The organism is Veillonella sp. Ser01, assembly GCF_053850375.1.
This window is the reverse complement of record NZ_JBSPUA010000004.1, coordinates 1-18,387: the sequence shown is the minus strand read 5'-3', so window position 1 is coordinate 18,387 and position 18,387 is coordinate 1. Positions and strand designations below refer to the sequence as shown.

15 protein-coding genes are annotated in these 18,387 nt (G+C 39.3%); 2 read left to right on the top strand and 13 right to left on the bottom strand.

Annotation, left to right across the window (positions count from 1 at the left end):
* Positions 1-29: 29 nt before the first annotated feature.
* From ACWTVK_RS07705 to ACWTVK_RS07680, 6 genes are read right to left on the bottom strand one after another with little or no spacing between them, the layout of a single operon-like run.
* Positions 30-1,631, bottom strand: a complete 1,602-nt coding sequence (locus tag ACWTVK_RS07705; protein ID WP_456046469.1) for a peptide ABC transporter substrate-binding protein — start codon at positions 1,629-1,631, stop codon at positions 30-32.
* Positions 1,628-2,446, bottom strand: a complete 819-nt coding sequence (locus tag ACWTVK_RS07700; RefSeq protein WP_119206322.1) for a serine hydrolase — start codon at positions 2,444-2,446, stop codon at positions 1,628-1,630. Before ACWTVK_RS07700 ends, ACWTVK_RS07705 begins: the two co-directional genes overlap by 4 nt.
* Positions 2,447-2,458: 12 nt before the next feature.
* On the bottom strand, positions 2,459-3,406 hold the full coding sequence (locus tag ACWTVK_RS07695; protein WP_119206323.1) for an ABC transporter ATP-binding protein: 948 nt from the start codon (positions 3,404-3,406) through the stop codon (positions 2,459-2,461).
* Positions 3,406-4,386 (bottom strand): ABC transporter ATP-binding protein, encoded by a 981-nt coding sequence (locus ACWTVK_RS07690; RefSeq protein ID WP_101928991.1) that lies wholly within the window; start codon positions 4,384-4,386, stop codon positions 3,406-3,408. The genes ACWTVK_RS07695 and ACWTVK_RS07690 overlap by 1 nt, the downstream gene beginning before the upstream one ends.
* Positions 4,386-5,285 (bottom strand): ABC transporter permease, encoded by a 900-nt coding sequence (locus ACWTVK_RS07685; protein WP_308522978.1) that lies wholly within the window; start codon positions 5,283-5,285, stop codon positions 4,386-4,388. The genes ACWTVK_RS07690 and ACWTVK_RS07685 overlap by 1 nt, the downstream gene beginning before the upstream one ends.
* Positions 5,278-6,210: an ABC transporter permease gene (locus ACWTVK_RS07680; protein ID WP_303938597.1), complete on the bottom strand. Its 933-nt coding sequence runs from the start codon at positions 6,208-6,210 to the stop codon at positions 5,278-5,280. Before ACWTVK_RS07680 ends, ACWTVK_RS07685 begins: the two co-directional genes overlap by 8 nt.
* Before the next feature lie 135 nt (positions 6,211-6,345).
* On the opposite strand from ACWTVK_RS07680, the gene ACWTVK_RS07675 reads away from it, so the two are divergent.
* On the top strand, positions 6,346-7,179 hold the full coding sequence (locus tag ACWTVK_RS07675) for a pyridoxamine kinase (protein WP_156719810.1): 834 nt from the start codon (positions 6,346-6,348) through the stop codon (positions 7,177-7,179).
* 21 nt (positions 7,180-7,200) lie between these two features.
* Entirely contained in the window at positions 7,201-7,785 is a 585-nt protein-coding gene (locus tag ACWTVK_RS07670; RefSeq protein ID WP_303938595.1) for a DUF805 domain-containing protein, read from the top strand.
* 106 nt (positions 7,786-7,891) lie between these two features.
* On the opposite strand, the gene ACWTVK_RS07665 is transcribed toward ACWTVK_RS07670, so the two are convergent.
* From ACWTVK_RS07665 to ACWTVK_RS07635, 7 genes are all read right to left on the bottom strand, one after another.
* Entirely contained in the window at positions 7,892-9,064 is a 1,173-nt protein-coding gene (locus ACWTVK_RS07665) for a hypothetical protein (protein WP_119207156.1), read from the bottom strand.
* Between the two features lie 209 nt (positions 9,065-9,273).
* Positions 9,274-12,861, bottom strand: coding sequence for a thiol reductant ABC exporter subunit CydD (gene cydD / locus ACWTVK_RS07660; protein ID WP_456046468.1), 3,588 nt, complete (start codon positions 12,859-12,861; stop codon positions 9,274-9,276).
* Between the two features lie 225 nt (positions 12,862-13,086).
* Positions 13,087-14,106, bottom strand: a complete 1,020-nt coding sequence (gene cydB, locus ACWTVK_RS07655) for a cytochrome d ubiquinol oxidase subunit II (RefSeq protein ID WP_456046467.1) — start codon at positions 14,104-14,106, stop codon at positions 13,087-13,089.
* Positions 14,097-15,485: a cytochrome ubiquinol oxidase subunit I gene (locus tag ACWTVK_RS07650; protein WP_303938590.1), complete on the bottom strand. Its 1,389-nt coding sequence runs from the start codon at positions 15,483-15,485 to the stop codon at positions 14,097-14,099. The genes cydB and ACWTVK_RS07650 overlap by 10 nt, the downstream gene beginning before the upstream one ends.
* A gap of 65 nt (positions 15,486-15,550) precedes the next feature.
* The gene (locus ACWTVK_RS07645) at positions 15,551-16,000 is read right to left on the bottom strand and encodes an RrF2 family transcriptional regulator (RefSeq protein WP_456046466.1); all 450 of its coding nucleotides are present in this window, start codon (positions 15,998-16,000) and stop codon (positions 15,551-15,553) included.
* Positions 16,001-16,220: 220 nt separating this feature from the next.
* Positions 16,221-16,715, bottom strand: coding sequence for a MogA/MoaB family molybdenum cofactor biosynthesis protein (locus ACWTVK_RS07640; protein ID WP_156719682.1), 495 nt, complete (start codon positions 16,713-16,715; stop codon positions 16,221-16,223).
* Positions 16,716-16,723: 8 nt separating this feature from the next.
* Positions 16,724-17,584 (bottom strand): polysaccharide deacetylase family protein, encoded by an 861-nt coding sequence (locus ACWTVK_RS07635; protein WP_303938588.1) that lies wholly within the window; start codon positions 17,582-17,584, stop codon positions 16,724-16,726.
* Positions 17,585-18,387 lie beyond the last annotated feature (803 nt).

The window sequence follows — 18,387 nt, the reverse complement described above, 5'->3', positions numbered from 1 at the left end:
GTACACATAGTGTACGTCTTAAGTGTATCTTATTTGTATGCTTTTTTAAAGTCAACAAGGCCCAATGTAGTCCAGAAATAATTTTGAATACTTCCATTTGTTACATATGGTTGTGTTGTGAAATACAATGGCATTACTAGAGATTCATCAAAAATCATCTGTTCTGCTTTATGCATCAATGCATCCCGTTCAGCCCCATTTGGTGTCGTACGAATACGAGCGATTAACTCGTTATAATCATCATTATGGTACTGACTATCATTGTCTTCAGCAGAGAATACTTCTAAGAAGTTTTGTGGATCACTGTAATCCGCAACCCAAGAAGCACGAGCAACTTGATATTTACCAGCTTCGCGGTCGGCTAAGAATACCTTTGTCTCTTGATTTTGTAAGCGCACATCTGCACCAAATGCATTGACCCAAGCATCTTGTACAGCTTCGGCAATCGCTTTATGTAATTCACTTGTATTATACAAAATCGTAATTGGAGGCAATGGATGATTTTTATCATAGCCAGCTTTTTTCAAGATTTCTTTAGCTTGTTCTACATCTTCATAAACAAGATAGCTACCCGCTTCACGGAAGTCTTCACGACCATTACTTTCAAGCATGCCGTAAGGAACAAAGGCATAGGCCGCCTCTTTACCACCGCGAACAATATTGTTAACGATGTTAGCACGGTTGATAACCATGGAGAAAGCTTTACGCACCTCAGGATCTGTGAAAGGTTCTGCTTTCACATTGAATACGTAATAATAGTTACCAAGCATAGGTCCAATATGTAATAGACCTGCCTCTTCTAAGCGTTTTTGGTCCGCTACAGGAGGCTCAACCGTCATATCTGCTTCGCCACCTTCAACCAATGTAAGGCGTGTACTTTGGGATTCACTAATAGGCCAATTCATTTTCTCTGTTTTCACAGAATCTGCATCCCAATAGTTAGGATTCTTAATGAAATCCATTTCTCCATTATGCTTCCAGGATAGTAAGCGGTATGGACCATTAGATACAAATGTATCTGCATTGGCAGCCCAGTTTTCATGAGCCTCTACAGCTTTTTGACTCACTGGATAATAGCTATGAGAAGCTAGTAATTTTAAGAAATACGCTGTTGGATTCTCTAAGGTAACTACTAATGTATCATCATCAGTGGCCTTAACGCCAACATCATCAGCTGTAGCGTCACCATTATTAAAGGCTTCGCCATTTTTTAATACATATAACATATATGCATTGTCCGCATGGACTTCAGGGTCTAATACGCGTTTCCACGCGTATTCAAAGTCATGAGCCGTCAAAGGCTCTCCATTAGACCATTTCAAATCAGGTCGTAAATGGAAGGTATACTCGCGACCATCATCAGAAATATCCCAGCTTTTAGCAAGTGCTGCCTCTGGTTCACTTTCATCATTTAAACGAACTAAACCGTCAAATAATTGAAGTTGAACTGTAGCCTCCGGAGAGGTAGTAGACTTTGCTGGATCCAATGTGGATGGTTCCTGCTCAATAACATATCGAATGGTATGCTCATCAATTGGTTGTTCCCCGCGAGGATAACCAAATACAAATAAGAGCACACTCACCCCAAGAGCAAGGACCATGAGTTTTAACAAATTTCGTTTATCCATCATGGCAATGCTTCCTCTACAAATTCTTTCATGATACGCCCTACTCGAGCGCCTAACTCTTTACCTCGGTCATTATCGATATCGCTCATCAAGAGGATAAAGCAGAAATGACCTCTAAATGTTTCTAATACGCCCCCATCGTGCTCTACGCGGTCAAGGGATCCTGTTTTATGGTGAAAGCGTGTATCCTCGCCCCAATAAAACGGCAAGATATCACGGAATTGTTGGCGACCTAAAATATTCCACATTTCTCGGCCATAAGCATCTCTATCGCGACATTCAAAAATGTGTTTATACAGACGAGCCAATGACAATGCAGTCAAATGGTTATCACGTCCTTCTGCTAGAGCGTCAAAGTCCATCATCATACGATTGAGTTCTATTTCATCTACACCAAGCTGTTCTGCACGAGCATTGATATTCTCCATGCCTAGAACAGTAATGAGTAAATTTGTCGCCATATTATCGCTAAGAACCATCATAAGACGACATAACTCAAGATACGTAAAGCTATGCTTTGCTACCAGTTCTTGTAATGCACCACCGCCTTCAACACGTGGTGTTCTAGATAGAGGAACTGTATCATTAAGATCCAATTGCTCTGTACGAGCTAAATGGAATACATACTCCATAATGAGTACCTTAATCAAACTTGCACTAGAGTGTACCGTATCTTCCCCTTTAGAAGCAATAATAGTCGGCTCCTCTTCATCGTCAAATTGAAGTACTACATAGGATATATTCCCCTTTGGTGCTAATTCTTTTATGACTGTATCGAGTTGATGTTCTAAGGACTTGCCAACAAGTAACTTTTCCATACTATTCTCCCATTATATGTGCCAGCATGCGATGCGGCGATCTGCCCAATCACGAAGAGGCGGACGTTCAGTAAAGCAACGACCTTCTGCCTCTGGGCATCGACCACTAAACAAACAACCTTTTGGTGGATTTAGTGGATTTGGTGGGTCCCCTTTAAGCGGTGCTCCAATTGGAGCATGCGGTATAACAGGACCGTTTAAGGCGGTCAAAGCACGAGTATACGGATGTTGTGGGAATTCATATAAATCCAACGCTGGACCTTCTTCCATAACAGCCCCTAAATACATAACTACCATGCGATGACTGATGTAGCGCACCATATTTAAATCATGAGAAATAAAGAGGTACGAAATACCATGTTGTTCTTGTAATCTCTCAAGCAAGGTCATAATTTGTACTTGAATGGATACATCTAGTGCTGAAATCGGTTCATCACAGATGATACACTGTGGCTGCATAATAAGAGCCCGTGCAATACCGATACGTTGACGTTGACCACCTGACAATTCATGAGCATAACGCTCACCAAAGGTCATGTTCAAACCAACTTGATCAAGCACTTCTTTTACACGAATAACACGATCACGAGGTGTATATTTTGGATCTAGCTCCAACGGTTCCTCTAGAATCGCATTAACTGTAAGACGTGGATTAAGAGATGCATAAGGGTTTTGGAATACCATTTGCATCACCGGATGAACAGCTTTTCGATCCACATATGGATCAATCTGACGACCATTCATATAAATAGAACCTGATGTAGCTTGATGTAAGCCCATCAAAGTGTAGCCAAATGTGGATTTACCACATCCAGACTCACCTACGATACCAAGGGTCTCCCCTGGTGATTGATATAGGCTCACGCCTTGTACAGCATGTACCGTGTGTTTTGGCTTAAATAAGCCTCCTGACAGAGTGAACTCTTTAACGAGATTGTCAGTTTCCCATACGTAACTCATTAAAGTCCCTCCAACTTAGCTAACCAACATGTAAATTGATGATTTTCACCAACATTTGTAACCATAGGAATCCGATTACCACAGATACGCATAGCCCACTTGCACCGTGGATTAAATGCACAACCTCGCGGCAAATCAAACAAATCTGGCGGTTGACCTTCAACGGCTTTTAACTCACCATGCCATTTACCTTGTGGCAGAGCAAGCAATAACCCTAATGTGTACGGATGGCGCGGTTCATTAAAGATGCCCTCCACTGTAGCAGATTCAACACATTTACCAGCATACATAACCATAACACGGTCGCAAATTTGAGCGATAACACGTAAGTTATGAGAAATAAATATAATCCCAATACCAGCCTCTACAGCTAATGTTTGCATAAGGCGTAAGATTTGAGCCTCTGTTGTAATATCAAGAGCCGTTGTAGGTTCATCGCAAATTAAAATCTTTGGACGACCTGCCACAGCCATGGCGATACAAACGCGTTGACGCATACCACCACTTAACTCATGAGGATATTGAGACAATCGTCTTTCCGGTGTAGAAAGGCCCATCTTCTTTAACAAGTCGATGGCGATAGCTCGTTCGTCATAATCCTCACCATATGCATTGGTACGATGGATAACCTCATACAGTTGCTCTCCAATCGTCATGATTGGATTCAAAGATGTCATAGGATCTTGGAATACCATAGCAACAGTAGTACCGCGCAATTCATTCCAGTCATCTTCAGTGAATTCAAGGCAATCATTGCCATCAATCATAAATGTATCGGCTTTGATTTTTGTTTTACCATATGGTAGTAATCCCATTAAGGAGTTAACTAGCACCGATTTGCCACAGCCGGATTCACCAACAATACCTAAAATCTCACCTGGTTGTAAGGAGATATCTTGATTGCGAATAACCCGTAAAGGGCCTTGGAAGGTATCGATGGTAATGGACACATTGCGCACATCAACAATTGCGTTATTCATTATCTATCTCCTTCCTTAGGGTCTAATACATTACGTAAGCCATCGCCAAGGAATGCAAAACCAAGCATGGTAACACTAATGGCAACAGCAGGAAAAATCAATTGGAACGGATAAGAGCGCATGCTACTAATCCCTTCAGAAGCGAGTACCCCCCAGCTCGCCATAGGTGCATTTACACCTAAGCCGATAAAACTAAGGAATGCTTCTGTAAAAATAGCCTCTGGGATGGCCAATGTCAAAGTAATAATGATTGGACCTACACAGTTTGGCAAAATATGACGCAATAAAATGCGATATTTTGGAATGCCCATCGCTTCAGCAGCAATGATGTATTCTTCGTTTTTAACTTTCAAAATTTGACTACGTACGATACGGGCCATATTCAGCCAGTACGCAATGCCCAATGCTACGAAAATAGATGTTAAGCCAGGACCAAGTACAACCATCAACAAAATTACATACAGTAAAAGTGGAATACCGTACAATACATCTACCAGCCCCATCATGATGCGGTCAACCTTTCCACCAAGGTAACCTGCAATACCGCCATAGGTAACGCCGATAACAAGATTAATAAATGCCGCTACAAAACCGATGGTTAAGGAAATACGAGCCCCGTACATAACGCGAGTGTAAATATCGCGACCTAATGTATCGGTACCAAACCAATGACTAAAGCTTGGGCTTTGGTTCGCATCAATCAAAGATTGGTCTGCATAGGTATACGGCGAAATAAGTGGGCCTAAAATAGCCAATACAATCATCACCAAAATGATGGTTGCCCCTACTACGGCCAAGCGATTTACCTTAAATCTCGCCCATTTACTCGGACGTTTTATAAAGCTTGTAATTTCTTCTTGAGGGGATCGCTCAATAGGTAAAAAATCTTCCTTATTCATCTGTCCCCTCCTCTGTCGTAACACGTGGATCAATTAACGGATAAATCATATCCACCAAGATATTAAGAAATACTACAAGAGTACTATAGAAAATCGTAATGCCCAAAATAACAGTATAATCACGGTTATAAATAGATGTTACGAAATACTGTCCAAGGCCTGGAATAGCAAAAATCGTTTCTACGATAAAGCTACCAGTCAAAAGGCTGGCAGCCAATGGACCCAAATAAGTAATAACTGGCAAAATAGCATTTCCTAACGCATGACGTGTCAAAATAGTCCAAGAACCCAAGCCTTTGGCGCGAGCTGTACGGATATATTCTTGTTGGTACACATCAAGCAAACCACTACGTGTTAAGCGTGCAATGAATGCCATCGGTTGTGCAGCTAACGTTAATACTGGTAGTACCATATAAGATGGACCACGCCATAAGGCCACTGGGAACCAGCCTAGTTCAAAGCCCACCACATATACAAGAACTGCACCAATAATAAAGGTAGGCACAGAAATACCAATTGTAGATAATATGGTTACCGCATAATCAACGATACCATTAGGGCGCATAGCACTAATAGCACCTGCTGCAATGCCACCTACTACAGCCACCATTAAAGATAATAAGCCGAGCTGTGCAGAAATTGGGAATGCATCGCTGATAATATCGTTTACACTACGGCCTTCATACTTGTATGATGGTCCCAAATCACCAGTAATAACACCACCTAAATAATCACCATACTGTTTCCACACAGGATCATCAAGATGATACTTTGCTTCAATACTTGCTTTCACCTGAGGTGGTAATTTCTTCTCAGTTGTAAAAGGTCCCCCCGGAATTGCATGCATTAATGCAAATGTTACGGTAATGATGACCCATAAGATTATGATTGCGCCACCTAGGCGTCGAAACACATACCTTGTCATTGTCACTATCCTCCATAAAAAGTCTATCTGTTTTATTATACTACATTATGAAGTTAATTTCATGAATTACATCATTACATTTACAGAAAGCCCTACATAACGTACAATAAAATATATAATATTTTGGAGGTGTCTATGACAGAAGTACCTAGAGTCTTAACAATTCAAGACATGAGCTCCATCGGCCGTTGTGCCCTAACCGTTATGATTCCAATCATCAGCGCTATGCGTTGCCAAGCGGTTCCATTGGCAACAGCTGTATTGAGTAATCACTTAGAATATCCACACTACGAGTTTGTAGATTTATCGGCACATATGAGAGATTTTATGGACTGCTGGGATAAAAACGAAATCGACTTTCACGCTATTGTAAGTGGTTTTTTAGCATCGCCAGAACAAATTCATCTCGTGGAAGAAGCCATCGATCGCTTCGGTAACAAAGGCCAAATGATTATCGTCGATCCTGCTATGGCCGATGATGGTCGCCTCTATTCTATTTATACACCTGATATGGTAGTAGCTATGCGCCAACTTGTTTCCAAGGCTCATATTGTAAAGCCTAATTACACGGAGGCTTGTTTCTTATTAGATATTCCATTTTCTACAGATCCTATTAGCGATGATGAATTGCGCGATCGTTGCAAGCGATTGCACCAAATGGGGCCTGACATGGTTATCATGACCAGCGTACCATCTGAAACGCATGCGGTTATCGCTGTCTATGATGGGCCAACTGATTATTTAAAAACTTATGATATTCCTCTTATCCCTGTGAAAGCTACAGGAACTGGGGATATCTTTACTGCTGTATTATCCGGTGCAGTAATGAGGGGATATTCACCTTATGATGCGGCAGAGTTAGCAATGAATTTTACTACCAAGGCGATTCAAGCCACAGTGGATACTGTAAAATCAATGAAGCAAGGTGTAGCCTTTGAGCTAGTCTTGCCAGAATTAACTCAACTATAAGATATAAATAAAGGGGAACTTATGGATTTACTCTATGTTGTATTACGAACACTACTCATATGTACTGTCGGTTTGCTCATTGCATTCCAAGGTCGACGTATGGGATTATCGATTTTTAATCTAGCGGGACGGTTAAATCGACTACAATTTATCATATGCTTCATTGCTTTAATGATTTTATTCCACATCGTTCACTATATTGATGATCTATTCTTGGACTTTGTTGTTTCTTTACCAGCCTATTGGTTTACAAGGGTTGTTATATGGATTTTATTAGCATCCTTATTCCCATTATCCTGCATCTTATTTGGCCGTCGTATTCATGATATCGGCTTTAATGCGTGGGCAGGTATTCTATGGTCGGTAATCATCATTTTCATCAATACCTATTCTGCTGTATCGCCATTCAATTACTTGCTTGAACTTTTCGTATGGCTCATAGGCTTCCTATTCTGGGTATTGCCTGGTCAGCCAGAACCGAATCAATATGGTAACCCACCATTTATGCCTGTAAATCGACCAACTTATGAGTCAATGCAACAACCTAAATCAGAAACAGAACGAGAAATTAGAAAAACCGTTCGCAAACGTCGTAAAAAGCGTTAACTCATAACAGGTCCCACTTCATAAAGAAAAACGTATCTCTAGAAAGAGATACGTTTTTTCTTTACTATAAACTATTCAGTTATTTCAGCTATTTAATAATCAATGCCTAATAATTCATGAGTAACATTAACTCAATCAGTGTACAACCGATATAGGCGATAATAAACTTAACCTTTTGCTTACGCATTCTATCATCGTCAGCAATTTTAAGTCGATTTGCGAGGAACCGCTTATCACGAATTTGTAATAATAAATGTTTAATTCGCTCTTGGCTTTCATTAGCCGTATCTTCATCACAATCAGATGTAAGTGTAGCCTGCTGCATGAAGATGCGACGGTGTAACTTACGCATTTGTATCTTGATATTGTTATGCACAAATGCACTTTGCCACTGTTTACGAGAATCAAAGTACATGTACAAATATCTTGGAATATTCATAACCAAGAAGGAAATAATAAAAATCCCTAAAGAAATCAAGAAATATGTAGAGAATGAGAATTCTAAAGTTTCTGTAGGCAAGTAGTGATGCAAGATAATAAAGGTAATCCACACGCCGATTGGTAACAAGAGAACGGCCGCAATGTCGATAGAACGAAGCCAGCTAGTACGGGTTGGTACATCTGGTACAGTGAATGTATCTACTGGATCGTGGAACGCATAGTAATCTAACTGTAAAACAGATTGGCTAGTACGAGGATTCCCCAATAGAACAGGGCCATTACTACCGATATGTCGTTCAGGCAAAGGTATAAATTTTTTTACTTGTGTATTTGGTAATAAATCGAACTGGATAATCCCCTTTTTCTCGAAACGCATAGTAGATCCCTTCTCACCTAATGCAATAGGATTAAAGAATATACCAAAGAGACTGAGGCACCAGTTACCTAATAAGTGTAGGATAGAGTTTAAAATAAACCCACCTGTATCTATATTATTTGTATCGAGACGGATTGCAAAAGATGATGAGTAATCATCAAACCATAAATCCTCTAAGGTGAATTCCACATTGATCACATTCCCCCATTTAGTAATAATGGATAGGAATATTTGATTGTTTGGTTCAAATTCAAACGTTACAGCGTAGAAGAACCAATGATTGCGAAGAGCAGCCCTCAACATACGATTAACTGTGTCTTCTTCTATATATAATAAACGGTGGTCGAACAGGTCTTGTTCTAATGGTGCCTTTTCCATGGTAGGCATCTTATCCACCACTGTATCATGATCAGATAATGTTTCATCCACCAAAGCTCGTAATTTGGTGAAGATCTTAGTCATAACCCCTCCAAGGGTAAAAAACAGCTTTTGATATACAAATTATACCATATATTGCATGATTTATCGATAAAAGACTAATACATATACTATTAAATATAGGTATACATAAGGCCCCTTTTACATAGTAAAAGGGGCTTTATTACTGCAGTTTAACATTCAACCTATTATAGTTTAATATTTATAATAGATAGTTTAACTGATATTTATTTTTATTGAATACTTGCCATGGATAGATAACAATATTCATAGAAATGACCACGAAGGGCAATTAATTCTTCGTAAGTTCCATCTTCTATAATTTGACCTTTATCCATAAATAAGATACGGTCCATATGCTCTAATCCTTCTAACTGATGTGTAATATATAAGCATGTTTTATCCTGTACATATTCCATCAAATCACGATGCAGAGCCTTCCTCGTTACTTGGTCTAAACCTTCTAATGGTTCATCTAACAAAACAACTTGAGGTTTTCGCAAGAATAGTCGAGCTAAAGCAACCCGTTGTCGTTCACCACCACTTAGACCATGACCACCACTACCAACAATCGTATGAATACCATCTGGCAAGCGTTCCACTACAGAGCGCAACGAAGCACGATCAATAGCATACTCTAAATCAGCTTCTGAGGCATCCGGTCTTGCTAGTCGAATATTATCTTCAAAGGACGCATGGAAAATATATGTATCTTGCGTTATCGTGCCTAAAGCATTACGCCATGTATCGATAGAAATATCCTTTAACTCTACATCACCAACATGGATTGAGCCTCTGTAATCATATAATCGCTCAAGCATATTAAACAATGTAGTCTTACCAGATCCACTAGCACCAACAATAGCAATCGATTGACCTTGTTTAATGTCCAATCTAAGATGTTCATAAATACGACGATGCGCATCATAACCAAAGGATACATCGGTAAATGTAATCTCTCGATTAGCATTAAATGGTTTTGGTGCCTTTGGTTCCACTACTGGAATTGGCTCATCTGCAAGTGCTATGAGACGACTCGTAGCCACTTTACTTTCAGCACCATGATGAACGGCAGCGATCATAGGTTGTAAGGCCTCAAACCAAGCTTGTGTACCAATAGCAGCAACTGCTACCATAACACTGGCCCAAGCTCCGGTCAACGCATTGGCTGCTAATATGGCTACAATGACAACGGTAATTTGGACTCCACCTAGGAACAGCGTATTGCCTAAGTTCATGCCTCGCTCGATAACACCTTTATTAGCATCTACACTACTCATCATATGTTGAATACGATCGTATACTAACTGTTCATTACCGTAACTAATAACATCCTCCAAGCTATCCATGGTATCACTTAATAGGGATTTATATTCCCCTTGTTGAGGTCCAATCGCCGTCAACGATTGTTTGTTATGAGCATATATACCTAAAGGCAAAACTAGACCTAATATAAAGGCTGCTAAAACTATAGGCGCAACCAAACTATTATCAATCGTAGATACACCATAGGCAACTAAAATAGTTAAAGCAATGGCTGCTGCAGGAGGAATCAACGTACGCAAGTAGAAAAATTGTAGTACCTCTATATCCCCCATAATGCGGCCTAGCATATCCCCTGCACCAAAACGTTTAAGAATAGCCGGCGCCAATGGTTCTAAATGAGCATAAAACCATACACGCAAACCATATAGACCTTGGAACGCCATACGATGAGATGTATACCGTTCAAAATAACGACATACAGCACGACTAACACCAAAGAAGCGGACGCCTACAATAGCAAGGCTCAAATAAGTAAGTCCCGGTTGCAATGCTGCTGATGCCAATAACCATGCAGATACAGTTAATAAGCCCACATTCATAAATACCGTTAAGAATGTAAAAATCAAAGCTAATACTAACGACCACTTTGCGGGGCTCAGCACAGTAAATAATAATTTCCATCCTTGTACGCCCATCTTAGAAGTTGAAACCTCAGGAGTCTGCATTGTATCTTGTCCCAATACGTAAGCATCTTGATGATCTACCCGAATTGAATAATCTATCTCTGCTCTATGTTCTAAGGTAAATGACTTTTCTGTTTTTAATTGTTCTTCAATAGTTGAAGAAAATTCACCTAAACCAGAGGTAATAAGGTCCTTAAAATAACCATCTACTGCAAGAAGCTTCGCATAAGAACCTTGTTGAATAATACGTCCATGTTTCAAAACGTATAGTGTGGATGCCCAATGCATCGTTTGTAGACGATGACCAATGATAATGACGATTTTATTATCCATCAAACGTTTGATAGCACTGCTTATAATAGCTTCTGTTTTTACATCAAGATGTGCCGTCACCTCATCGAGAATTAACACTTGACCCTTTCGCAAAAATGCACGTACTAAGGCAACCCGTTGACGTTCGCCACCACTCAGACCCAAGCCACCTTCACTAATAACAGTATCTAGTCCATCTTGTTGTCTATTGATCACATCTAGTAGCTGTACCTCTTTACAAGCTTCTATAATCTCTTCATCACTTACATTCATCCCAAAGGATAATACGTCACGCAAAGTTCCTTTCATAATATGTGGATGTTGAGATACATAGGTAATTTGTTGGCGCCACCACTCAATATCGATGTCACATAGATCAAGACCATCTATAGTAACACTGCCTTTAGGAGCAGTTAAAAATCCCCCAATAATATGGGCAAGTGTAGATTTCCCTGCCCCACTTTCACCAACAAGCATGATCGGAGAATTACGTTTAGCCTCTAATGAAATATGTTGTACACCATTTTCACTATCTTCATAGGTAAACGTTAAATCCTTAATTTCAATTGCTTGTACCTTACCTTTAAGTTGAGATTGTCCGCCTATAGGCAGCGATGGCTGGCGATTCATAAACTCTTCGTATTTTAAAATCGAGGTCTTACCTGCTATACCCGTATGGAAGGCAGCCCCCAATTGTCTAAATGGCGTATAGAACTCTGGCGCTAATAGCAAAATAAAGAAAGCTGAAAAGAATGGGATTTCACCATCCAATAATGTTAAGCCCAGGTATACCGCAATCAATGCCGTACTAATAGTACTTACGAGCTCAAGAACTAGAGCAGATAAAAACGCCACACGCAATACTCGTAATGTAGAATCTTTAAACTCCTCAGATAAACGACCAATAACTTGAATTTGATCCTTGGCACGGCCAAAGAGCTTTAATGTTGTAATCCCTTGCAATACATCAAGAAAATGACCAGATAAGAAGCTCATCCGCTCCCACTGTTCTTTATTTAGACGATCCGCTTGCTTACCAATTAAGATCATAAAGAACGGAATCAATGGCACTGTAATAATCAAAATGATACCAATAATAGGTAATGTATCTACAATAGCAATGCCCATAATAAGAGGAATCATAATAGCATATAGGATTTGAGGAATATAACGAGCCACATAAGCATCTACTTGCTCCAATCCATCAGTAAGCATATGTATTACATCGCCATGGCGTTCCTTATGTTGCACACCAAGTTTAAACATATGCTCTAAGGCCCGTTCTCTAAAGGTTGCTTTTACCGCAGTACCTAATCGATTTGCTACGGATTCTTGTATATAATGTGCAAGCAACCTTACAATAATAGCAATTCCTAAATAGATAATAGAATACCTTTCATCATGTAAGGTATTCTCTGAAAATATAAAATTATTAATTAAGGTTCCAAAGAACCAAGCTTGCCCAACAATAGCCAAACTCTCTACTAAACAGGTTAATCCTAGTAGTAATAGCTGACCTTTATGTTCTAGCAGCGCTTTAAAAGCAGTACGCTGTATCATAGTATCCTCTACGGTAAAACTATTAAAAATATAAAATCAAATCGATTAGACTGCCCTAACTAAGTCTCAGTTAAATTCTGTTAAAATATAATCTAAGTTAGTCCAAGTGAATCTAAATTTATCAATATTATATCCATCTTACCACAAAAAAGAGGCGTGCCGCTACGACACGCCTCACATTGAGACCTAAATTTTACAATTCACTAGAATTATAATTCTATTCTATTAATAGTGTAAGTCTTTTTCAGATACACGATGACGGAATGTCCAGTATACCCAGATTTGGTAAGCCAAGATAATTGGCACAAATACAAAGGCTACACAAGTCATCAATGTCAATGTGTAAGTAGAGTTACTTGCATTTGCAATAGTTAAGCTCCACTCAGGATTCAAAGAAGAAACCATGATGCGAGGGAACAAACCAGCAAAGTAAGCAGCCGTTACAGAGATAACGGATAAGGAGCTAAATAAGAAGCCCAATTTAGTATTACGAGTACGTGCTGCGCCCCAAGAAATGAGGAAGAACACGATTGCCAACGCAAAGCAAACGATTGCTAATACAGAGTTGAACAAATCTGTAAATACATAAGTTGCACCTACCAATGCTAATGCACCGATAGCTGTAGGAACACCAACTACCAAAGAAGCTGCACGAGCGCGTTCGGAAACAGCACCAGCTGTTTTGATAGAAGTGAACAAACCACCATGGTATGTGAATACCAAGATAAACGCAATACCGCAAAGTACTGTGTATGGGCTTAACAAATCAAAGAATGTGCCTACATAGGTCATGCTTGCATCAATTGGAGTACCTTGAATCAAGTTACCAACTGTAACGCCCCACAACAATGCAGGAATCAAGGAACCAAAGAAGATGCAGTAGTCGAAAGTTTTACGCCATAACAAGTTAGGGCTCTTGGAGCGGAATTCAAAAGATACGCCACGGATAATAAGCGCCGCAAGCATCAAGAATAACGCTAAATAGAAACCACTAAACAATGTAGCATATACATGAGGGAAGGATGCAAATAATGCACCACCAGCAGTAATCATCCATACCTCGTTACCGTCCCAAACAGGACCCAAGGCATTGATCATTTGACGACGTTCAACATCAGTTTTACCGATGAATGGTAATAAAATACCAGTACCATAGTCAAAACCTTCTAATAAGAAGAAGCCAGCGAATAGTACAGTAATTAAAATAAACCATACCACTTCAAGGTTATTAAAAATTAATTCCATAATCTCGCCTCCTCTTTTTCAACTACATCGTGAGATGGATTGCCATCTGGACCTTTTTTGATGTGTTCTACAGCAAGGTAGATAGCCGCAATAGCTGCTATGATATACACAACTGTGAAGCCGATGATAGTAGTCATAATTTCTGGAGCTGTAACGGCTTTAGAAGCACCGTCTGCAGTCAATTGTAAACCATTTACAAGCCATGGTTGACGACCTGCTTCTGCTACAAACCAACCTGTAGAATGAGCAATGAATGGCAATGGCAATGTCCAGAACATAATTTTCAAGAATGTGCGATTTCCAACTAATTTGTCTTTTGCATTAAGGATGAGACCTACGAATGCAACAAGTAACATAATGGAACCAGCGGCAACCATGATACGGAATGTCCAGAAGATTGCTGGAACATCTGGAATATAGTTACCAGGACCATATTGAGCCTCAGATTTAGCTTGAAGATCTTTGATGCCTTCTACTTTACCAGATGTAAAGGAGTTTTGAGTCAAGAAGGATAAACCACCAGGGATTTCAAGAGCACCAGTATTCTTTTGTGCTTTAGTATCAATATTAGCTACTAAAGAGAATGGAGCTGGATCTTGTGTTTCCCACAACGCTTCCATAGCAGCCATTTTCATAGGTTGTACTTTTGTAATGTATTGACCTTGATGATGGCCTGCCAAAGCGCCTAAAGTACCGAATACAAGAGCAATAACCATACCCCATTTAGCAGAACGACGGTAGAAGTCTGTCGCATTGTTGCGCAATAAGTGCCAAGCACTGATGGCCATGATAATTACGCCTGCTGTTAATAGACCATTCAACACAATATGGAAGAATTGACCTGGTACATAGCCGTTTTGAACAATTGTTAAAAAATTATCCATTTCTGCACGGCCATTACGGATTACATAACCTACAGGATGTTGCATGAAGGAGTTTGCTACGAGAATCCAGAATGCGGATAGGTTAGTACCTAATGCTACCAACGTAGCTACAAGAGCGTGAACAGTTTTATTCAAACGGTCCCAACCGAAGATCCATACACCCATGAATGTAGATTCCAAGAAAAATGCCATTAATGCTTCAAGGGCCAATGGAGCGCCGAAAATGTCACCCATAAAACGAGAATATTCTGCCCAGTTCATACCGAAATGGAATTCCTGAACAATACCAGTTACCACACCCATAGCAAAGTTAATTAGGAACAATTTGCCCCAGAATTTTGCCATTTTTTTGTATACTTCTTTACCAGTAGACACATATGTCCACTCCAAGATAGCTACAGTCACTGTCATGCCTAGTGTGAACGGCACAAACAACCAGTGATAGATAGATGTTAGCGCAAATTGTATTCGAGCTAAATCTACAGCTTCAAACATGTGTTTTCCTCCTTAGAATAAAATACCTACATCACTTGATGAGCTTTTACCAAAATCTTGTATCATTAAGCTTGTAAATATGGTAAGGATTCAGACTCAATCAACTGTTCACGTTGAGCAAGAGTTTTAAAGTTAACCTTCTCCAACTGATTGATCAATTGGTCCTGAACCTTCCCCATAGCTTCATTGATAGCACAATGCCCCATACAAGATTTAGAGCAAGAACCTACATCATATAAACACCGTTGTAAATACGCATCCCCTTCTACCGCTCTAATTACATCGAGCAATGAAATCTCTTGCGGTTCTCGATTGAGGGCAAACCCACCATCTACACCGCGAAAGGATTTCATAATCCCAGCTGCAATGAGACTACGCATAATCTTGAGCAAAAATCGTTCTGGAATCAATTCTTGCTCAGCCAATACAGAACCCGTTAGCTTCGTTCCCGAAGGTAAGAGCGCCATATGTAAGACCATGCGAAATGCATAATCCGTGGCCTGATTTAACTTCATAAGGTCTCCTTTCTCGTGCACTCGGACAAACGTATTACTAAATCTAGTATAATCGAAATAAAACAATACTGCAATGGTATTGTTTTAAATATTGAGAATTAGCATATATAGATTTTAAGCCTATAAATTAGGTTATACCTGAATATTTTTATATCCATAAAATCACTTTTTGATTTATATTATCAAAAAAGACTGCCCACGTATGAGCAGTCTTAATTTATTATTTTGTAATTTCACGAACAAGATGTGCCATTTCAGGAATGATGAGTTTACTCATCGCCAAAGTAACAGCACCTACAGAGCCAGGAACAGAGAACATTAACGTATTATTGTTCACCCCTGCTTCTGCACGAGAAGCCATCGCCTTAGTCCCAATATCTTCTGTATAGGACAAATATCTAAAGATTTCCCCAAAACCAGGGATATGTTTCTCATAGAGACTATTTGCCGCTTCAATTGTTACATCGCGCTTAGCAATTCCCGTACCACCTGTAGAGATGATAACATCAATAGATTCATCATTACACCATGGAATCATTGCATTTCTGATTTCATTGTAATCATCAATGACAATTTTACGATCTGCCACAATATGATCTGCTTGTTCTAAAAATTCTTGTACTTTATTACCGCCCTTATCAGTTTCAAAGGTACGTGTATCAGAAACTGTTAAAATAGCAACACGCAAAGGTCTTGCTAATACTTCGTAAGACATAATTCCTCCTAGAATAACGGTATAATAGATGCTAATGTAGGCCATCCATTATCGCGTAAAAAATCACGTAATGACCATGTATAGTGAATGAATGGTGCACAATGTAGGCGTAACCAGAACGATAAGTACGGTGTGTCACCTTGGAATATAGCCAATCGATTTAAGGCATATAAATTATCGCCTGGCTGTACTGTACCTGGTTGTACTGTGAAAGCCATTTTATAACCAGATTGTTTACTTACATATTGAACGAGCATATCATTAAACCCACCAGGATATGCTAGATACTCAATAGGCTCACCCAAAATCCCCTCTAAAGAAGTCTTCCCACCAAGAAGAGCATCCGGTAATTCGGTAGGATCAATTTTTGTTAAGATTTTATGATGATTTGTATGGCCTTGAATATCAAATCCACCCGCTTCCATTTGGTGCATTTGTTCTGTAGAAACAAAACCAGGCGTATTAGCTGCATCACTAATCATAAACAAGGTAGCCTTCATGTTGTATTCCTTTAAAATAGGCAATACATTTTTATAATTATCTACATAGCCATCATCAAAGGTGATAACAATTGGCTTATTAGGTAATTCAGTACCATTTTCTAAATAATCATATAATTGAGCCAACGTAATCGTGTTATATCCCTGATTATGTAGATATTCCATCTGTTCTCTAAACTGATCGACATGAAGCGTCAAAGCAGAGTGCTTTTCATCATTCACTTGGTGATAGTTTAGTACAGGGACACCATAAATCTTATAATCAGTAGACAGCCCCCACATAACGCCAAAAGAGATAGCTAAAATTGCAATACATATTGCGAGAAAACATAATATTTTTTTAATACAGCTCTTGCCATATTTATACATATAAACTAATCACTCCAATCTACTTTTATACATAATGAGAATACCACAAATATATCAGTATTATCAACAAAATCCCTCACAAGATTATCATAGAAGTCTATGAAATATCTTATGAGGGATTTGTAAATTTATGGGCCGATTAATCCTATTAAAGTTAACACTTAATCATGTTTAATATCTAAAATAGAATGCAATAACTTTTGTGCATATTCACTTTTTGCTTCACTAATTTGTGCAACAGGCAAGATTTCTTCTACTACGCCTTAATACAAGAACAATACTCGATCCCACAAATATGTAACAGAGGGTAAATTTATGATCTTATAGATAAATCCAATTTACATTGATCTATAGTTACACAACTAAAATATAGCGGTCTATAGTAATTATATTTACTAGACTATGAACTTACTCAACTACTTGGTGGTACGGATACCAATGGTGCTATACACGGAGGTATCGGTTAATTACAAGTACCTGAAGCTACCCAACTGCTTTACGGTTCGGTAACATTGGCACGTTGTGCCGCGTTACCGTGTAGATTAAGTTTACCTCCTACCACTAGCCGCGGCTTCATATCACACTCGCCCATGGCGTTATATAATAAAACAGTTTATTGTACAATATACATTTTAGGGCTTCGTCGAAGGTGATGTGTGGGCCCCATGTGTCGCATAGATCTAATTACTTTTCGGTGGCCCTACTTGCTTCCTCACTGTGGATTTTCCTTCTCTGCTTCGCAGCTCGGTAAATCTTACGTTCGGAAGAAAGTGATGCAGTGAATCTGTCGTCGTTTCACTCCT